We start from the raw sequence: 16,207 nt of genomic DNA, 5'->3' as shown, positions 1-16,207 counted from the left end.
CAATGGTGAGTCGGCGGCCCGTAGGGTGTCAACCGCTGTGGATAACTGACTGTGGCACCAACGGGGATCGGGGCGGGATGGATTCGTACGACGACGAGGGTGTGCCGGCCGGGCCACCGCCGGGCGCGGGGATAGCCGGCCTCTCCTTGCGCTACCAGCTGGTGGCCGCCGTCGCCCTGGCGGTCATCGGGGTGCTGGCCTGCACTCATGTGGCCATGGTGTTCCTGCATGTCGCCCCGTCCAACACGCTCACCAAGCAGCACGGCGAGACCGTCGACGGGTGGATCTACCCCGAGTTCGAACAGAACTGGAAGCTCTTCGCGCCCAACCCGCTCCAGCAGAATGTCGCCGTCGAGGCGCGCGCCGAGGTCGAGACCCCCGAAGGCGCGCGCAGGACCACCGACTGGATCAACCTCTCCGCCGAGGACGGAGCGGCCATCCGCGGCAATCTCCTGCCCAGCCATGTCGACCAGAACCAGCTGCGCCGCGGCTGGGACTTCTTCGTCGGATCGCGCGACAACAAGAACCGTCCCAATGGTCTGCGCGGGCAGCTCTCCGAAAGCTATATCCGCCGCATAGTGATGCTGCGCCTGGAGGACCACGATCTGGGCGGTTCCGTGGAGCGCCTCCAGCTCAGGTCCGCCACGACCGCCATCGCGGCCCCCTCCTGGAGCAAGGAGAAGGTCAATACGCGGCCGTTCTACCGGGTCTTCCCCTGGTGGACGGTGAACGCGTCCGATCTTCCCGGCGGCGTACAGAACGGCCGTACGGAGGCGGGCGAGTGAGCGAGCGATTCGAGCGTCAGCGGGGCGGCCGGTCCCTCGGGCCGGGCGGCCTGACCGGGAAGCGGGTCACCTTCGACCGCTGGGTCGCCGGCGGTATCCAGCGCGTCACCGCGCGCCCTCTCGGCCGGTACCAGAGCGCCGTCGTCCGGATCGGGTTCGCCGGCACCTGGCTGCTCTTCCTGGTGCGCGAGCTGCCCCACCGCCGTGAGATGTACGGGCCCGACGCCCCGTGGGGCTGGGAGATCGCCCAGCAGTTGATCGCCAAGAACGGTGCCTTCACCGGGCTGATGTGGTCGGACAGCACGGTGTGGTTCGAGATCGTGTTCGCCATAGCCATGCTGTCCAGCGCGCTGCTGATGGTCGGCTGGCGCACCCGCACGATGTCCGTGGTGTTCATGTTCGGCGTGCTGTCGCTGCAGAACCGCTCCATCTTCATGGGCGACGGCGGCGACAACATCATTCATCTGATCGCGATCTATCTGGTGCTGACGAGGTGCGGTCAGGTCTGGTCGCTGGACGCCAGACGCGCCAGGCGTGCCGCCCGCAAGGCGACCGGTGCCGCGCCGGACGGTGCCGCGCCGGACGGTGTCGCGCCGGAGAGCGCCGTACCGGACAGTGTGCGGCCGGACCGCGCCGTACCGGACCGCGTCGGACCGGTCCTGTGGGTCGTTCTCGGCGGGCTCCTCGTTGTCGGCACATCGCTGGACCGGGTCCATGTAGAGCTGTGGATGCTGATCCTGTTCTGGGGCCTCTGGGCCGCGCAGGGCCTGTGGTGGGCGGCGAACCGGTACGCGCCGGACGGCGAGCCCCGCGCCCTGCTCGATGTCGTCGCCAACCTTGTCCACAATGCCGGACTCGCCGTGATCATGGCGGAGGTCTGTCTCGTATACGCCACGGCCGGCTGGTACAAGATCCAGGGCTCGCGCTGGCAGGACGGCACGGCGCTGTACTACCCGCTCAAGCTCGACTATTTCTCGCCCCTGCCGGATCTCTCCGGACTGCTCGCCACCAGCGGCGTCATGGTGATGCTGCTCAGCTACGGCACGGTCATCGTGCAGGTCGCCTTTCCGTTCACGCTCTTCAACCGCCGTGTGAAGAATGTGCTGCTGGTCGCGATGATGCTGGAGCACGCGGGCATCGCCGTGCTGCTCGGACTGCCGTTCTTCTCGCTCGCGATGATCGCCGCCGACGCGGTGTTCCTGCCGACGAACTTCCTGCGATGGCTCGGCGGCCGGGTCTCGGGTCTGTGGGGCCGGTTCTTCCTTCGGACGGGCAATCCGCTGCCGGAGCAACGGAGCGAGAGCCCTGACCAGCCCCGGACCCTCGTCGGATGAGCGACGGCCCGCGAACCGCCTGGTCACCGCGGGCACGCCGTACTCTGAGGCGATGAACGACGCTGAGGCCGCCCGTGCCGTACGGCAGTGGCGCGAGGCCGGCCCCGACCTGGTGGTGCTCGACGGCTTCCATGCGCTGAAACACGCGCTCCGGTTCGGGGCGGACGTACGGTCCGCGGTCACGAGCGACAAGGAATCCGCGCTGGCTCTGGCGGCCGAACTCGCCGACGACGTGACCGACGCGATCAAGGAATCAGTCGTTGAGATACCGGCCCACGTCCTGCGGGAACTGGTGCCGCGCGTGCATGCCACGCAGATCGCCGCTCTGGCGGTCAGACGCGATCGCGGGACCAACCTGGACGCGCTGTCGGCGCTGCCCCGTCCGTCACCCCTCGTCATCCTCGACAACCCTCGCAATCTGGGAAATGTCGGGGCCGTCGTCCGGCTCGCCGCCGGGTTCGGGGCGACCGGTGTGATCACGACCGGCGATATGGACCCCTGGCACGCGAACGCCGTACGCGCCGGCGCCGGGCTCCACTTCGCCACCGCCGTGGAGCGGCTTTCTCCCGATGACTTCCCTCCGGGACCGCTGTACGCCCTGGATCCGGAGGGCGACGACATCCGGTCCATGACCATCCCCGATGACGCGCTGCTCGCCTTCGGCTCCGAGCGGCACGGGCTCTCGGCGGCCGTCCGGAGCCGGGCCACCAAGCTGCTGTCGCTCCCGATGCGGCCGCAGGTGTCCAGCTACAACCTCGCCACCAGCGTGGCCATGGCGCTGTTCCACTGGGGAGGCCCCTCCGGGGCCCCGGAGGGGCGATCGGCGCCGCCCGCCCCCTGACCGGCGGGCGGCGTCCGGGCCTGAGTCTTCGGCCCTCAGGCCTCAGCCCACAGCCCTCAGGCATGGGCCTCGGCCTCAGGCGTCAGCGCACCTCAGGCCTGGCGTCGTACCTCCACCACCCGGAAGCGGTTCGCCACGAACGCGGCGTCACACAGAGCCGCGTTCGCCGCCGGGTTGCCGCCGGAGCCGTGGAAGTCCGAGAAGGCCGCCGTCTGGTTCACATACACCCCGCCCGTGAGGTTGAGCGAGAGCTGCGCGGACTCCTCCAGGCAGACCTCCTCGATCGCGCGCTCCGTCTCACTCGACGTCGTGTACGCGCCGACCGTCATCGCGCCCTTGTCGCGCACCGTGCGCCGCAGCAGCTCCAGCGCGTCCTCCGTCGAGTCCACGGCGACCGCGAAGGACACCGGGCCGAAGCACTCCGCGAGATACGGCAGCTCCGCGGCAGTGGCGCCGCCGCCCTCGGCCGCGCCCTCCCAGGCCTTCTCCCAGGCCTTGCGGGCGCCGTCGGCCTTCACGATCGCGGGCGTACGGACCACCGCGTCCGGGAAGTCCGGGTTGGTGATCTCGCGCGAGGCGAGCGCGACGTCCCCGAGCCCGCCCGCCGCGTCGAGACGGGCCTTCACCTCGGGGTTGACGAGCGCGCCCAGCAGCGCGTTGGCACGGGCGTCGTCGCCCAGCAGCCCGCTCACCGAGGCGGCGAGATCGGCCACCACCTCGTCGTACGACTTCTCGCCCGCGTCCGTCGTGATGCCGTCCCGGGGGATCAGCAGATTCTGCGGGGTGGTGCACATCTGGCCGCTGTACAGCGAGAGCGAGAACGCGAGGTTGGAGAGCATCCCCTTGTAGTCGTCGGTGGAGTCGATCACGACGGTGTTGACGCCGGCCTTCTCCGTGTACACCTGCGCCTGGCGGGCGTGGGTCTCCAGCCAGTCCCCGAAGGCGGTGGAGCCGGTGTAGTCGATGATCCGGATCTCGGGGCGTACGGCCAGGGTCTTGGCGATGGCCTCGCCGGGCCGCTCCACGGCCAGGGCGACCAGATTCGGGTCGAAGCCGGCCTCGGCCAGCACCTCGCGGGCCACCCGGACCGTCAGCGCGAGCGGCAGGACCGCCCGCGGATGCGGCTTGACGAGCACGGGGTTGCCGGTGGCCAGGGAGGCGAACAGCCCCGGGTAGCCGTTCCACGTCGGGAAGGTGTTGCAGCCGACCAGCAGCGAGATCCCGCGCGCCGCCGACGTGAAGGTCTTCCGCAGCTCAAGGGGGTCGCGCTTGCCCTGCGGCTTGGACCAGTCGGCCGCGGCGGGCGTACGGACCTGCTCCTGATACGCGTAGGCCACGGCCTCCAGGCCGCGGTCCTGGGCATGCGGCCCGCCCGCCTGGAACGCCATCATGAACGCCTGCCCGCTGGTGTGCATCACCGCGTGCGCGAACTCGTGCGTACGGGCGCTGATCCGCGCCAGGATCTCCAGACAGACCAGGGCGCGCGTCTCGGGTCCCGCCTCGCGCCACGCGCCCATGCCCGCGCGCATGGCGGGCAGCAGGACGTCCAGATCGGCGTGCGGATACTCGACCTCCAGCGCCGGGCCGTACGGCGAGATCTCGCCGCCGGTCCAGCCGTCCGTCCCCGGCTGGTCCAGCTCGAAGCGGGTCCCGCGCAGCGCCTGGAAGGCGGCGAGCCCGTTCGCCGGCGCGGTCTCCCCGTACCCCTTGGGGTGCTCGGGATGCGGGGACCAGTAGGCGCGGGTGGTGATCGCGTCGAGAGCCCGGTCGAGCGTGGACCGGTGCTTGTCGGAGAGCTGCTGGGGACTGAGCTGGGCGGCGGCCATGACGGACCCACTCCTCGGTCGGGCTGAGCATCAGGGACACGGACAGGGACATGAGCTGGCAGACAGAGTTAGAGTAACCGAACGATCGGTCGGGACAAGGGTGTCCGGCGAACCTGTGCATAACTCGTCCGTACTCGTTCGTTCGAATGCGGCCGTGACCCGTCCGCGGGCAACTTGTCTGTGGACAACTGGCTCGACTCGGACAACTGGCTCACTCAATGGCTCACTCATACGGGAGGATTGCGTCCATGACAGCAATCGAGCCCGGCCGCGTCGTCGCGGTCGTCGGCACCGGCACGATGGGGCAGGGCATAGCCCAGGTGGCGCTGGTCGCAGGCCATCCCGTACGGCTCTACGACGCCGTGCCCGGCCGTGCGGAGCAGGCCGCCACCACGCTCGCCGGACGACTGGACCGGCTCGTCGAGAAGGGCCGGCTCGACGCCGCGGCGCGCGACGCCGCGTGTTCCCGGCTGCACCCGGCCCGGGACCTCACCGAGCTGGCCGACGCCGCGCTCGTGGTCGAAGCGGTCCTGGAGGAACTCTCCGTCAAGCGGGACCTGTTCGCGGCGCTGGAGGACATCGTCGCCGACGACTGCCTGCTCGCCACGAACACCTCCTCCCTCTCCGTCACCGCCGTCGCGGGCGCGCTGCGCCACCCCGGCCGCTTCGTGGGACTGCACTTCTTCAACCCGGCTCCGCTCCTGCCGCTCGTGGAGGTCGTCAGCGGCTTCGCGACCGACGAGACGGCCGCCGAGCGCGCCCACGCGACCGCGCTGGCCTGGGGAAAGACACCGGTACGCTGCGCCGACACCCCCGGTTTCGTCGTCAACCGGGTCGCCCGTCCCTTCTACGCGGAAGCGCTGCGCGTCTACGAGGAGCGGGCCGCCGACCCCGCGACCATCGACGCCGTCCTGCGGGAATGCGGCGGCTTCCGGATGGGCCCCTTCGAGCTGACCGACCTGATCGGCCAGGACGTCAACGAGGCCGTCACCCGGTCGGTCTGGGAGTCCTTCTTCCAGGACCCGAAGTTCACGCCGTCGCTCGCACAGCGCCGGCTGGTGGAGTCGGGACGGCTGGGGCGCAAGTCGGGCCGGGGGTGGTACGCGTACGGCGAGGACGCGCCGGGGGCCGCCGCGCACACGGCGGAGCCCGAGAAGGCGCCCGCGTCCATCACGGTGCGGGGCGAGCTGTTCGCGGCGGACGCGCTGCCCGCACTGATCGAGGAGGCGGGGATCGTCGTCATCCGTGAGGACGACGCCGTCCCCGGCTATCCCGGCTGGATCGAACTGTCCGACGGCACGCGTCTCTTTCTGGCGGACGGCTCGGCCGCCGACGACGTGGGGATGCCGGTCATCCACTTCGATCTGGCGCTGGACTACCGGGACGCGACCCGGATCGCCCTCGCGCCCGCCGCCGGGGTGGCCGGCACGGCCCTGAAGGAGGCCATCGGCCTCTTCCAGGCGCTGGGCAAGGACGTCAGCGTGATCGGTGACATCCCCGGCCTGATCGTGGCCCGTACGGTCGCGATGCTCGTCGACTTCGCCCTTGACGCGGCAGCGCGCCGGGTGGCGGCCCCCGAGGACATCGACCTCGCGATGCGGCTCGGCGTCAACTACCCGCGCGGCCCCCTCGACTGGGGCGACCGGCTCGGCGCGCGATGGGCGCTCGACACGCTGGACGCGCTGCACGAGGAGTACCCCACGGGCCGCTACGCGCCCTCCCAGGCACTGCGGCGCCTGGCCGCCGCCCAGGAGGACGACGCGTCATGACCACCGCGAAGCGCGACACGTACACGCCCGAGACCCTGCTGACCGTCGCTGTCCGCGTCTTCAACGAGCGCGGGTACGACGGCACCTCCATGGAGCATCTCTCCAAGGCCGCCGGGATCTCCAAGTCCTCGATATACCACCACGTCGTGGGCAAGGAGGAGCTGCTGCGCCGTGCGGTCAGCCGCGCCCTGGACGGCCTCTTCGGGATCCTCGAAGAGGAGGGGGCGACGCGCGGACGGGCCATCGGGCGGGTGGAGTACGTGACCCGCCGTACGGTCGAGGTGCTGATCGCCGAGCTGCCGTATGTGACGCTGCTGCTGCGGGTCAGGGGCAATACCCAGACCGAGCGCTGGGCGATGGAGCGGCGCCGCGAGTTCGACCAGCGGGTCGCCGATCTGCTGAAGGCCGCCGCCGCGGACGGCGATCTGCGCGCCGACATGGACATCAGGCTGGCGACCCGGCTGCTCTTCGGCATGGTCAACTCGCTGGTGGAGTGGTACCGGCCGCACGCGCCCGGCGGCTACGACTGCGACCAGGTCGCGGAGGCGGTCGTACGGCTCGCCTTCGACGGGCTGCGGACCGATCTCCAGCTGGGTCCGTAGCGGTTCCGTTCCGAGCCCTGGGCCCCGTACCCGTTGACGGCCTCCTCTTGAAGTTGACGGCCTCCTCTTGAAGAGGGGGCCGTTTTCTACGGAGGGGGCCCATTCAGGTCCGTCTCCTCGAAGACCAGCAGCGTGCGGGTCGAGAGCACCTCGGGGATGGACTGGAGCCTGGTCAGGACCAGCTCCCGCAGGGAGCGGTTGTCCGGGGCGTGCACCAGCAGCAGTACGTCGAAGTCACCGCTGACCAGCGCGATATGGGTGGCCCCGGGCAGCTCCTGGAGCTGTTCGCGCACCGTGCGCCAGGAGTTCTGCACGATCTTCAGGGTGATGTACGCGGACGCGCCCTGGCCGGCGCGTTCATGGTTGACGCTGGCACTGAAACCTCGGATCACGCCGTCGTCGATCAGCCGGTTGATACGGGCGTACGCATTGGCGCGCGAGACATGGACGCGCTCGGCCACCGACCGTATCGAGGCGCGGCCGTCGGCTCGCAGGATGCGCAGAATGTCCTGATCGATGGCGTCCAGCGGGCGTGCCGGAAGCATGGATTCCGTACCGCCGCCGCCTCTCTCGGCGCCGGATCCGACCCCCACCCCGTCGATCTCCCGGTCGATGCCGTCGGCCATTTGTTCAGCTCCCCTGTCTGCTCGCCTCCGCGCCGTGGACGGCCTGCGTCCATCCCAAGCTGTGGAGAACCGTTTGTCCACAGGCTGGAGCCGCGTGTAGCCAAAATGCCCTGACGACCGAACAATCGGTAGGTGAGGCGTGCCACATCTTGGCACCCGTTCGCCCACTCCCACGAGGAGGTGCACGCGTGAAGAAGAGCAGTACGTCGGTCCAGGAACTGCCCGGTGCCGCGGGCCACCTGCCGCACCCGCCCCCGGCGTGGCGGCCGCGTACCGACCCCGCCCCGCTGCTGCCCGACCCCGAGCCGTACCGCGTGCTGGGTACGGACGCCGCGGCCGGGGCCGACCCCGCCCTGCTGCTCCGGCTCTACGCCGAGCTGGTCCGCGGGCGCAGGTACAACACGCAGGCCACGGCGCTCACCAAACAGGGCAGGCTCGCCGTCTACCCGTCGAGCACCGGCCAGGAGGCCTGCCAGATCGCCGCCGCGCTGGTCCTGCGGGAGCAGGACTGGCTCTTTCCCAGCTACCGCGACACTCTCGCGGCCGTGGCGCGCGGACTGGACCCCGTACAGGCACTGACGCTGCTGCGCGGTGACTGGCACACCGGCTACGACCCGCACGAGCACCGGATCGCGCCGCTGTCGACACCGCTGGCCACTCAGCTGCCGCACGCGGTCGGCCTGGCGCACGCGGCCAGGCTCAAGGGGGACGATGTGGTCGCGCTCGCCCTCGTGGGCGACGGCGGCACCAGCGAGGGCGACTTCCACGAGGCGCTGAACTTCGCCGCCGTGTGGCGGGTCCCGGTCGTCTTCCTCGTCCAGAACAACGGCTTCGCGATCTCCGTGCCCCTCTCCAAGCAGAGCGCGGCGCCCTCCCTGGCCCACAAGGCCGTCGGGTACGGCATGCCGGGCCGGCTGGTCGACGGCAATGACGTGGTCGCGGTGCACACGGTCCTCGGCGAGGCCCTGGCACGCGCCGGGCGCGGCGAGGGGCCGACGCTGGTGGAGGCGCTGACCTACCGCATCGATGCCCATACGAACGCCGACGACGCCACGCGCTACCGGGCCGGCGACGAGGTCGAGATCTGGCGCGCGCACGACCCGGTCCGGCTGCTCGAACACGAGCTGACCGCGCGCGGGGTGCTCGACGAGGACGGCATCGGCAAGGCCGCCGAGGCCGCCGAGGCGATGGCCGCTCGGCTGCGTGACCGGATGAACGCCGAGCCGGTGCTCGATCCCATGGACCTCTTCGCGCATGTCTACGCCCATCAGACCGCCCAGCTGCGCGAGCAGGCGGCCCAGCTCCGTGCCGAGCTTGAGGCATCGGCCGACGAAGGTTCCGAGGAAAGTTCCGACGAAGGCTCCGGGGAAGGACGCGCGGAAGGATCCGGTGAGACGCGATGACCACTGTCGCGGTGAAGCCCGCCACCATGGCGGAGGCCCTGCGGCGCGCGATGCGCGACGCGATGGCCGAGGACCCCTCCGTCCATGTCCTCGGTGAGGACGTCGGCACGCTCGGCGGGGTCTTCCGTATCACCGACGGGCTCGCGGCCGAGTTCGGCGACGACCGCTGTACGGACACGCCTCTCGCCGAGGCCGGCATCCTGGGGACGGCTGTCGGGATGGCGATGTACGGGCTGCGGCCCGTGGTGGAGATGCAGTTCGACGCCTTCGCCTATCCGTCGTTCGAGCAGCTGATCAGCCATGTGGCGAAGATGCGGAACCGCACGCGGGGCGCGATGCCGCTGCCGATCACCGTGCGGGTGCCGTACGGCGGCGGCATCGGCGGGGTCGAGCACCACAGCGACTCCTCGGAGGCGTACTACATGGCGACCCCCGGCCTCCATGTCGTCACGCCCGCCACGGTCGACGACGCGTACGGGCTGCTGCGGGCCGCGATCGCCTCCGACGATCCGGTGATCTTCCTGGAGCCGAAGCGGCTCTACTGGTCGAAGGCCCAGTGGTCGCCGGACGAGCCGGCCGAGGTCGATCCGATCGGACGGGCCGTCGTGCGGCGCCGGGGCAGCAGCGCCACGCTGATCACCTACGGTCCCTCCGTGCCGGTCTGCCTGGAGGCGGCGGAGGCGGCCCGCGCCGAGGGCTGGGACCTGGAGGTCGTCGATCTGCGCTCACTGGTGCCGTTCGACGACGAGACGGTCGCGGCGTCCGTCCGGCGCACGGGGCGCGCGGTCGTCGTCCACGAGTCCACCGGCTTCGGCGGCCCCGGCGGGGAGATCGCCGCCCGGGTCACCGAGCGCTGCTTCCACTACCTGGAAGCGCCGGTTCTGCGCGTGGCCGGATTCGACATTCCCTATCCGCCGCCCATGCTGGAGAGGCACCATCTTCCGGGAGTGGACCGGGTGCTGGACGCGGTCGCGCGACTCCAGTGGGAGACGGAGAGCTGATGGCCCAGGTGCTGGAATTCAAACTGCCGGACCTCGGGGAAGGGCTGACCGAGGCCGAGATCGTCCGCTGGCTGGTGTCGGTGGGGGATGTCGTCGCCATCGATCAGCCGGTGGTCGAGGTCGAGACGGCCAAGGCGATGGTGGAAGTGCCCTGCCCCTATGGGGGCGTGGTGACTGCGCGCTTCGGCGAAGAGGGCTCGGAGCTGCCGGTCGGGGCGCCGCTGCTGACCGTGGCGGTGGGGGCGTCGGAACCGGCCGATTCGCCGCCGACGACTGCCTCGGCGAGGGCTGCCGCCCCGGCCTCAGCCCCGGCTTCGCCCCCCGCACCCGCCGCCGCGACTTCGGCTTCGGCCTCCCATGAGACGTCGGGCAATGTGCTGGTCGGGTACGGCACGGGCGCCCCGGCGGCGCGTCGGCGCCGGGTTCGCCGGGCGCCGCTGAGCGCGTCCGCCGCCCCCGCCCCCGCTCGTGAACCGGTGAACGGCGCGGCCGGTGCGGTGCCGGTCGTCTCCCCACTGGTACGCAGGCTGGCGCGAGAGCACGGCCTGGATCTGCGGGAGCTGACGGGCTCGGGGCGCGACGGGCTGATCCTGCGGTGCGATGTCGAGCAGGCGATCAGCCGGGGCGCCGCCCAGGCGCCGTCCACCGTTCCGGCACCAGCCCCGGCTCCGGCTCCTGCCCCGGTCCCGGTCCCGGCCGTGTCTCCGGCTCCGGTGGGGGCGTCCGCGTCCGCGCGGCCCGGCGTCACCAGGGTGCCGCTGCGGGGCGTACGCGGCGCGGTCGCGGACAAGCTCACCCGCAGCCGCCATGACATCCCGGACGCGACCTGCTGGGTCGACGCGGACGCGACGGAACTGATGGCCGCCCGAACGGCGATGAACGCGGCCGGAGGGGCCAAGATCTCGCTGCTCGCCCTGATGGCCCGCATCTGCACGGCGGCCCTGGCCCGCCACCCCGAGCTGAACTCCACCGTGGACATGGCCGCCCGGGAGATCGTGCGCCTGCCGGAGGTGCATCTCGGCTTCGCCGCACAGACCGACCGCGGCCTGGTCGTCCCCGTCGTACGGGACGCGCACGCGCGCTCGGCGGAGTCGCTGAGCGCCGAGTTCGCCCGGCTGACCGAGGCGGGCCGGGCGGGCACCCTCACGCCGGGCGAGCTGACCGGCGGGACGTTCACCCTCAACAACTACGGGGTGTTCGGGGTCGACGGTTCGACGCCGATCATCAACCACCCCGAGGCGGCGATGCTCGGGATCGGCAGGATCGTGCCCAAGCCATGGGTGCACGACGGGGAGCTGGCCGTCCGTCAGGTCGTCCAACTGTCGCTCACCTTCGACCACCGCGTCTGCGACGGCGGTACGGCGGGCGGCTTCCTGCGCTATGTGGCGGACTGTGTCGAACAGCCGGCGGTGCTGCTGCGCACGCTGTAGTGAGGTGTCCGCCCGAAGTACCAGCCACCTCGGATGCTTCGGGCGGCCGGTCGCGGCCCATACTTCAGCCATGACCGCGTATGACGCCATCGTGCTCGCCGGAGGTGCCGCCAAGAGGCTCGGCGGCGCCGACAAGCCAGGGGTACGTGTCGGAGGCCGCTCGCTGCTCGACCGGGTGCTCGCGGCCTGTGAAGGGGCCGCCCGCACCGTCGTCGTGGGCGGCAGGCGGCCCACGGCGCGACCGGTGCGCTGGGCCCGCGAGGATCCGCCCGGCGGCGGGCCCCTCGCCGCGCTCGACGCGGGGGTGCGGTGCGCCGAGGCGGAGACCGTCGTCGTACTCTCCGCGGATCTTCCGTTCCTGGGGAAGCCGACGGTGCGCCGCCTGATCGAGACGCTGGACAGAACCGGCCGGGAGGGGGCGCTCCTCACCGACGCCGAAGGCCGTGACCAGCCGCTGGTCGCCGCCTACCGCGCCGAACCGCTCCGTCGTGAACTGGCCCTTCTCGCCACGGAGTACGGCAGTCTGCCCGGCCTGCCGCTCCGGCTGCTGGTCGGGGAACTGGACCTCGCCCGGCTCGACGCCGATCCGCTCGCCTCCTTCGACTGCGACACCTGGGAAGACATCTCCGCAGCGCGGGCCAGGATCAGAGAGCATGGGACCGTGCTGGACGAATGGATCACCGCAGTCAAGGACGAACTCGGCATCGAGCTGGATGTCGACACCCGTGTACTCCTCGATCTCGCCCGCGACGCCGCGCACGGCGTCGCCAGGCCCGCCGCGCCGCTGACGACCTTCCTGGTCGGTTACGCGGCGGCCAAGGCCGGCGGGGACGGCCCGGAAGCGGTCGCCGAGGCCGCCCGCAAGGCCGTGGCGCTCGCCCTGCGCTGGGCGGACGAGACGGAGGGCACCGACGGACCGGATGCCAAGGGGGCCGACGCCGGATGACGGCCCAGGACCGCGAGGTCGACGGGTTCGACGACGCCCTGGCTCTGGTCCACGGAGAGCAGGGCGCGGGGCGCCCGCCGGACCGTGCCACCGCGCCAGGTCACGGCATCGCGCCAGGTCACACCGCCGCGCCAGGTCGCGGCACCGATCCAGGCCATGGCACCGGCTCGGCCATGTCCGCTCGGCACCACGCCGAGTCATGGGAAGCCGCCCGCGCTCTCGCGGCCCGCTCCGCGGGGCCGGTCCCGGCCGCCCGTGCCGTCTCCGTACCCCTCGACCAGGCCGTGGGCCGGGCGCTCGCCGAGCCGCTGACGGCACTCACCGATCTCCCGTCGTTCGACACCTCGGCCATGGACGGCTGGGCGGTCTCGGGGCCGGGCCCCTGGACCGTGCGGCCCGTCCAGGACTCCCCACGAGAAGAGGCGACGGCCGGCGATCACGGCAGTCAGGGCGCCGACGACCTCGGCATTCTGGCCGGTCAGGGGACGGCGGCGGCGCTCCAGGACGGCACGGCCGTACGGATCGCCACCGGCGCCCGTATCCCCGCCGACACGACCGCGGTGATCCGCAGCGAGCATGCCGTCACGGACAGCCATGGAAATCTCCATGCCGACCGTGAGGTGGTCCACGGACAGGACATCAGGCCGCGTGGCCAGGAGTGCCGGACCGACGACCTGCTGCTGCCCGCCGGTTCCGTGGTGACGCCCGCCGTGCTGGGGCTCGCGGCGGCGGCCGGCTATGACGAGTTGCTCACCGTCCCGCGCCCGCGCGTGGAGGTACTGGTCCTCGGTGACGAGCTGCTGACCGAGGGGCTGCCCCACGACGGGCTGATCCGCGACGCGCTGGGGCCGATGCTCGCCCCCTGGCTCCGTACGCTCGGCGCGGAGGTGATCGCCACCCGTCGGATCCGCGACGACGCCGGAGCGCTCTGCCGCGCGATCACCGGATCCACGGCGGATCTCGTCCTCACCACGGGCGGTACGGCCGCCGGGCCGGTCGACCATGTCCATCCGGTGCTCCATAAGACGGGTGCCGAGCTGCTGGTCGACGGGGTCGCCGTACGCCCCGGGCATCCCATGCTGCTCGCCCGGCTGCCGTCGGGAGGGCATCTGGTGGGGCTGCCCGGCAACCCGCTCGCCGCGGTCTCCGGGCTGCTGACGCTCGCCGAGCCCCTGCTGCGCGCGCTGGCGGGACGGGCGCCCCGGCCCTCGTATCGCGCACCGCTGCGGGACGCGGTGCAGGGCCATCCGTATGACACCCGGCTGGTGCCGTTCGTGCACCAGGACGAGGGCCTTGTACCACTGCACTTCAACGGCCCCGCCATGCTGCGCGGTATCGCCGCCGCCGATGGACTCGTGGTCGTGCCGCCGGGCGGCGCACGGCCCGGAGACGAACTGGAAGTTCTCGACCTGCCGTGGGCGGCACCGGTCGATGGAGGGTGTTTCACGTGAAACTTCCCGGCCATGATGCGATGGCCAGGCATGCCGACGAGCATCTCGTCTCGGCGCGGGTGAAGCTTCCGCGCCGTACCGCCGTCCAGCCGCTGCGTCAGGTCACCAGACGGCTGTTGATGGCGCTGTTCGTTCTCGCCCTGACGGTCTTTATCGTCTATATCGACAGAGCGGGCTACCACGACAACTCGGATGAATCGGTCGACTTCCTCGACTCCGTCTACTACGCGACCGTCACGCTCTCGACGACGGGGTACGGAGACATCGTCCCGTACAGCGACAGCGCGCGGCTGGCCAATGTGCTGCTGGTGACCCCGCTGCGGGTGCTTTTCCTGATCATTCTGGTCGGTACCACTCTCGAAGTGCTCACGGAGCGCACCCGGGAGGAGTGGCGGCTGAACCGCTGGAGGTCCAACTTGCGTGACCACACCATCATCGTCGGCTTCGGCACCAAGGGACGCTCGGCGATGCAGACCCTCTGTGCCACGGGTCTCAAGAAGGAACAGATCGTTATCGTCGATCCGTCCAGCAAGGTCATCGACGCGGCGAACGCGGAAGGGTTCGTGGGCGTGATCGGCGACGCGACGCGCAGCGATGTGCTGATCCGTGCCGAGTTGCAGCGGGCGCGTCAGATAGTCATCGCCACCCAGCGCGACGACACGGCCGTGCTGGTGGCGCTGACCGCACGTCAGCTCAATCGCGCCGCGAAGATCGTCGCCGCCGTGCGCGAGGAGGAGAACGCACCGCTCCTGCGCCAGTCCGGGGCCGACGCGGTCATCACCAGCGCCAGCGCGGCAGGACGGCTGCTGGGACTGTCCGTGCTCAGTCCGAGCGCGGGCACGGTGATGGAGGATCTGATCCAGCAGGGCAGTGGTCTCGACATCATCGAACGCCCCGTCATAAAGGCGGAGGTGGGCCGGAATGTACGGGAGACGGAAGACCTGGTGGTGAGCGTACTGCGGGGCCATCGGCTGCTGGGGTACGACGACCCCGCCGCCAGTCCGCTCCAGCTGACCGACCGTCTGATCACCATCGTCCGGGCGCAGAGCCCTGCGGCGCCGGACAACTCGAACTGACGGCACCCGGGGCCGTCTCGCGGCCGTCTCGCGGCCCGCTCGGCGGCCTGTGCAGTGGCCCACTCAGCGGTCCGCCGGAGTAGCCTCGCGGCCATGCATGCGATCACGATTCCGGAACCCGGTGGCCCCGAGGCGCTTGTATGGGCCGAGGTGCCCGATCCCGTACCCGGCGAGGGCGAGGTGCTCGTCGAGGTGGCGTCGAGCGCCGTCAACCGCGCGGACCTGCTGCAACGACAGGGCTTCTACGATCCCCCGCCAGGCTCTTCCCCGTACCCCGGCCTGGAGTGCGCGGGCACGGTCGCCGCGCTCGGCGCCGGTGTCTCGGGCTGGGCCGTCGGCGACGAGGTGTGCGCGCTGCTGGCCGGCGGGGGGTACGCGGAGAAGGTCGCCGTCCCGGCCGGGCAGTTGCTTCCCGTACCGCGCGGCCTGGACCTGACCACGGCCGCGGCGCTCCCCGAGGTCACCTGCACGGTCTGGTCGAACGTCTTCATGGTGTCCCATCTGCGGCCGGGCGAGACGGTGCTGCTGCACGGCGGGGCGAGCGGAATCGGCACGATGGCGATCCAGCTGGCCAAGGCGGTGGGCGCGCGGGTCGCGGTCACGGCGGGCGGCCCCGAGAAGCTGGCGCGCTGCGCCGAACTCGGCGCGGACATCCTGATCGACTACCGCGAGCAGGACTTCGTGGAGGAGATCCGCAAGGCCACGGACGGCGCGGGCGCGGACGTCATTCTCGATATCGTCGGCGCGAAGTATCTGGAACGGAACGTAAAGGCCCTGGCCGTGAACGGCCGGCTGGCGGTGATCGGTCTCCAGGGCGGAGTGAAGGCCGAGCTCAATCTGGGCGCCCTGCTGAGCAAGCGCGGGGCCATTACGGCGACCTCGCTGCGCGCCCGGCCGCTGGCCGAGAAGGCGGCGATCGTCGCGGCCGTACGGGAGCATGTCTGGCCGCTGATCGCCGACGGTCAGGTCCGCCCGATCGTGGACCGCACCCTGCCGATGTCGGAGGCGGCCGAGGCGCACCGCACCCTGGAGGCGAGCACGCACGTCGGCAAGATCCTGCTGCTCACATCGGCGAACGCCTGAGACGCCCGCGGCCCGGCACACCACACGGTGCGCC

At 71.3% G+C, this 16,207-nt stretch carries 14 protein-coding genes; 12 read left to right on the top strand and 2 right to left on the bottom strand.

Going from position 1 to position 16,207, the window contains the following annotated elements:
* The first annotated feature begins 2 nt into the window (after positions 1–2).
* Genes M1203_RS21595 through M1203_RS21585 form a run of 3 tightly spaced genes read left to right on the top strand, consistent with a single transcriptional unit; the run spans position 3 to position 2,960 of the window.
* Positions 3–785: a DUF5819 family protein gene (locus tag M1203_RS21595; RefSeq protein WP_249951421.1), complete on the top strand. Its 783-nt coding sequence runs from the start codon at positions 3–5 to the stop codon at positions 783–785.
* A 50-nt stretch (positions 786–835) separates the two neighbouring features.
* Entirely contained in the window at positions 836–2,119 is a 1,284-nt protein-coding gene (locus tag M1203_RS21590) for an HTTM domain-containing protein (RefSeq protein ID WP_249951685.1), read from the top strand.
* A gap of 52 nt (positions 2,120–2,171) precedes the next feature.
* Positions 2,172–2,960: an RNA methyltransferase gene (locus M1203_RS21585; protein WP_249951420.1), complete on the top strand. Its 789-nt coding sequence runs from the start codon at positions 2,172–2,174 to the stop codon at positions 2,958–2,960.
* A 92-nt stretch (positions 2,961–3,052) separates the two neighbouring features.
* Here M1203_RS21585 and paaN read toward each other — a convergent pair whose 3' ends face one another.
* The gene (gene paaN, locus M1203_RS21580) at positions 3,053–4,786 is read right to left on the bottom strand and encodes a phenylacetic acid degradation protein PaaN (protein WP_249951419.1); all 1,734 of its coding nucleotides are present in this window, start codon (positions 4,784–4,786) and stop codon (positions 3,053–3,055) included.
* Positions 4,787–5,034: 248 nt separating this feature from the next.
* On the opposite strand from paaN, the gene M1203_RS21575 reads away from it, so the two are divergent.
* Together M1203_RS21575 and M1203_RS21570 are read left to right on the top strand one after the other, a co-directional pair.
* Entirely contained in the window at positions 5,035–6,555 is a 1,521-nt protein-coding gene (locus M1203_RS21575) for a 3-hydroxyacyl-CoA dehydrogenase (protein ID WP_249951418.1), read from the top strand.
* Positions 6,552–7,157: a TetR/AcrR family transcriptional regulator gene (locus tag M1203_RS21570; RefSeq protein WP_249951417.1), complete on the top strand. Its 606-nt coding sequence runs from the start codon at positions 6,552–6,554 to the stop codon at positions 7,155–7,157. The genes M1203_RS21575 and M1203_RS21570 overlap by 4 nt, the downstream gene beginning before the upstream one ends.
* An 86-nt stretch (positions 7,158–7,243) precedes the next feature.
* Here M1203_RS21570 and M1203_RS21565 read toward each other — a convergent pair whose 3' ends face one another.
* Entirely contained in the window at positions 7,244–7,783 is a 540-nt protein-coding gene (locus tag M1203_RS21565; protein ID WP_374403597.1) for an Lrp/AsnC family transcriptional regulator, read from the bottom strand.
* Positions 7,784–7,971: 188 nt separating this feature from the next.
* Between M1203_RS21565 and pdhA the strand changes: the two genes are divergently transcribed.
* From pdhA to M1203_RS21530, 7 genes are all read left to right on the top strand, one after another.
* The gene (gene pdhA / locus M1203_RS21560; protein WP_249951416.1) at positions 7,972–9,186 is read left to right on the top strand and encodes a pyruvate dehydrogenase (acetyl-transferring) E1 component subunit alpha; all 1,215 of its coding nucleotides are present in this window, start codon (positions 7,972–7,974) and stop codon (positions 9,184–9,186) included.
* Positions 9,183–10,187 (top strand): alpha-ketoacid dehydrogenase subunit beta, encoded by a 1,005-nt coding sequence (locus M1203_RS21555; RefSeq protein ID WP_249951415.1) that lies wholly within the window; start codon positions 9,183–9,185, stop codon positions 10,185–10,187. The genes pdhA and M1203_RS21555 overlap by 4 nt, the downstream gene beginning before the upstream one ends.
* Entirely contained in the window at positions 10,187–11,617 is a 1,431-nt protein-coding gene (locus M1203_RS21550; protein WP_249951414.1) for a dihydrolipoamide acetyltransferase family protein, read from the top strand. Before M1203_RS21555 ends, M1203_RS21550 begins: the two co-directional genes overlap by 1 nt.
* A gap of 70 nt (positions 11,618–11,687) precedes the next feature.
* Entirely contained in the window at positions 11,688–12,563 is an 876-nt protein-coding gene (locus M1203_RS21545) for an NTP transferase domain-containing protein (RefSeq protein WP_249951413.1), read from the top strand.
* Positions 12,560–14,014 (top strand): molybdopterin molybdotransferase MoeA, encoded by a 1,455-nt coding sequence (locus M1203_RS21540; RefSeq protein WP_249951412.1) that lies wholly within the window; start codon positions 12,560–12,562, stop codon positions 14,012–14,014. Before M1203_RS21545 ends, M1203_RS21540 begins: the two co-directional genes overlap by 4 nt.
* Positions 14,015–14,034: 20 nt before the next feature.
* Positions 14,035–15,090: a TrkA family potassium uptake protein gene (locus M1203_RS21535; RefSeq protein WP_249951411.1), complete on the top strand. Its 1,056-nt coding sequence runs from the start codon at positions 14,035–14,037 to the stop codon at positions 15,088–15,090.
* A gap of 93 nt (positions 15,091–15,183) precedes the next feature.
* Positions 15,184–16,173 carry an NAD(P)H-quinone oxidoreductase gene (locus M1203_RS21530; protein ID WP_249951410.1) on the top strand — a complete coding sequence of 330 codons (990 nt, stop codon included), beginning with the start codon at positions 15,184–15,186 and terminating at the stop codon, positions 16,171–16,173.
* Positions 16,174–16,207: the final 34 nt, after the last annotated feature.

Origin of the sequence: Streptomyces sp. 35G-GA-8 (assembly GCF_023534745.1) — a bacterium.
Taxonomy (GTDB): Bacteria; Actinomycetota; Actinomycetes; order Streptomycetales; family Streptomycetaceae; genus Streptomyces.
The sequence above is the reverse complement of the archived record's forward strand: the minus strand, read 5'-3'. Positions and strand labels throughout refer to the sequence as shown.

Excerpts from the sequence above, each read along its gene's own strand:
- M1203_RS21595 (WP_249951421.1), top strand. The coding sequence starts at position 3 with ATGGTGAGTCGGCGGCCCGTAGGGTGTCAACCGCTGTGGATAACTGAC.
- M1203_RS21585 (WP_249951420.1), top strand. The coding sequence starts at position 2,172 with ATGAACGACGCTGAGGCCGCCCGTGCCGTACGGCAGTGGCGCGAGGCC.
- paaN (WP_249951419.1), bottom strand. The coding sequence starts at position 4,786 with ATGGCCGCCGCCCAGCTCAGTCCCCAGCAGCTCTCCGACAAGCACCGG.
- M1203_RS21575 (WP_249951418.1), top strand. The coding sequence starts at position 5,035 with ATGACAGCAATCGAGCCCGGCCGCGTCGTCGCGGTCGTCGGCACCGGC.
- M1203_RS21570 (WP_249951417.1), top strand. The coding sequence starts at position 6,552 with ATGACCACCGCGAAGCGCGACACGTACACGCCCGAGACCCTGCTGACC.
- M1203_RS21565 (WP_374403597.1), bottom strand. The coding sequence starts at position 7,783 with ATGGCCGACGGCATCGACCGGGAGATCGACGGGGTGGGGGTCGGATCC.
- M1203_RS21555 (WP_249951415.1), top strand. The coding sequence starts at position 9,183 with ATGACCACTGTCGCGGTGAAGCCCGCCACCATGGCGGAGGCCCTGCGG.
- M1203_RS21550 (WP_249951414.1), top strand. The coding sequence starts at position 10,187 with ATGGCCCAGGTGCTGGAATTCAAACTGCCGGACCTCGGGGAAGGGCTG.
- M1203_RS21545 (WP_249951413.1), top strand. The coding sequence starts at position 11,688 with ATGACCGCGTATGACGCCATCGTGCTCGCCGGAGGTGCCGCCAAGAGG.
- M1203_RS21540 (WP_249951412.1), top strand. The coding sequence starts at position 12,560 with ATGACGGCCCAGGACCGCGAGGTCGACGGGTTCGACGACGCCCTGGCT.
- M1203_RS21535 (WP_249951411.1), top strand. The coding sequence starts at position 14,035 with ATGGCCAGGCATGCCGACGAGCATCTCGTCTCGGCGCGGGTGAAGCTT.
- M1203_RS21530 (WP_249951410.1), top strand. The coding sequence starts at position 15,184 with ATGCATGCGATCACGATTCCGGAACCCGGTGGCCCCGAGGCGCTTGTA.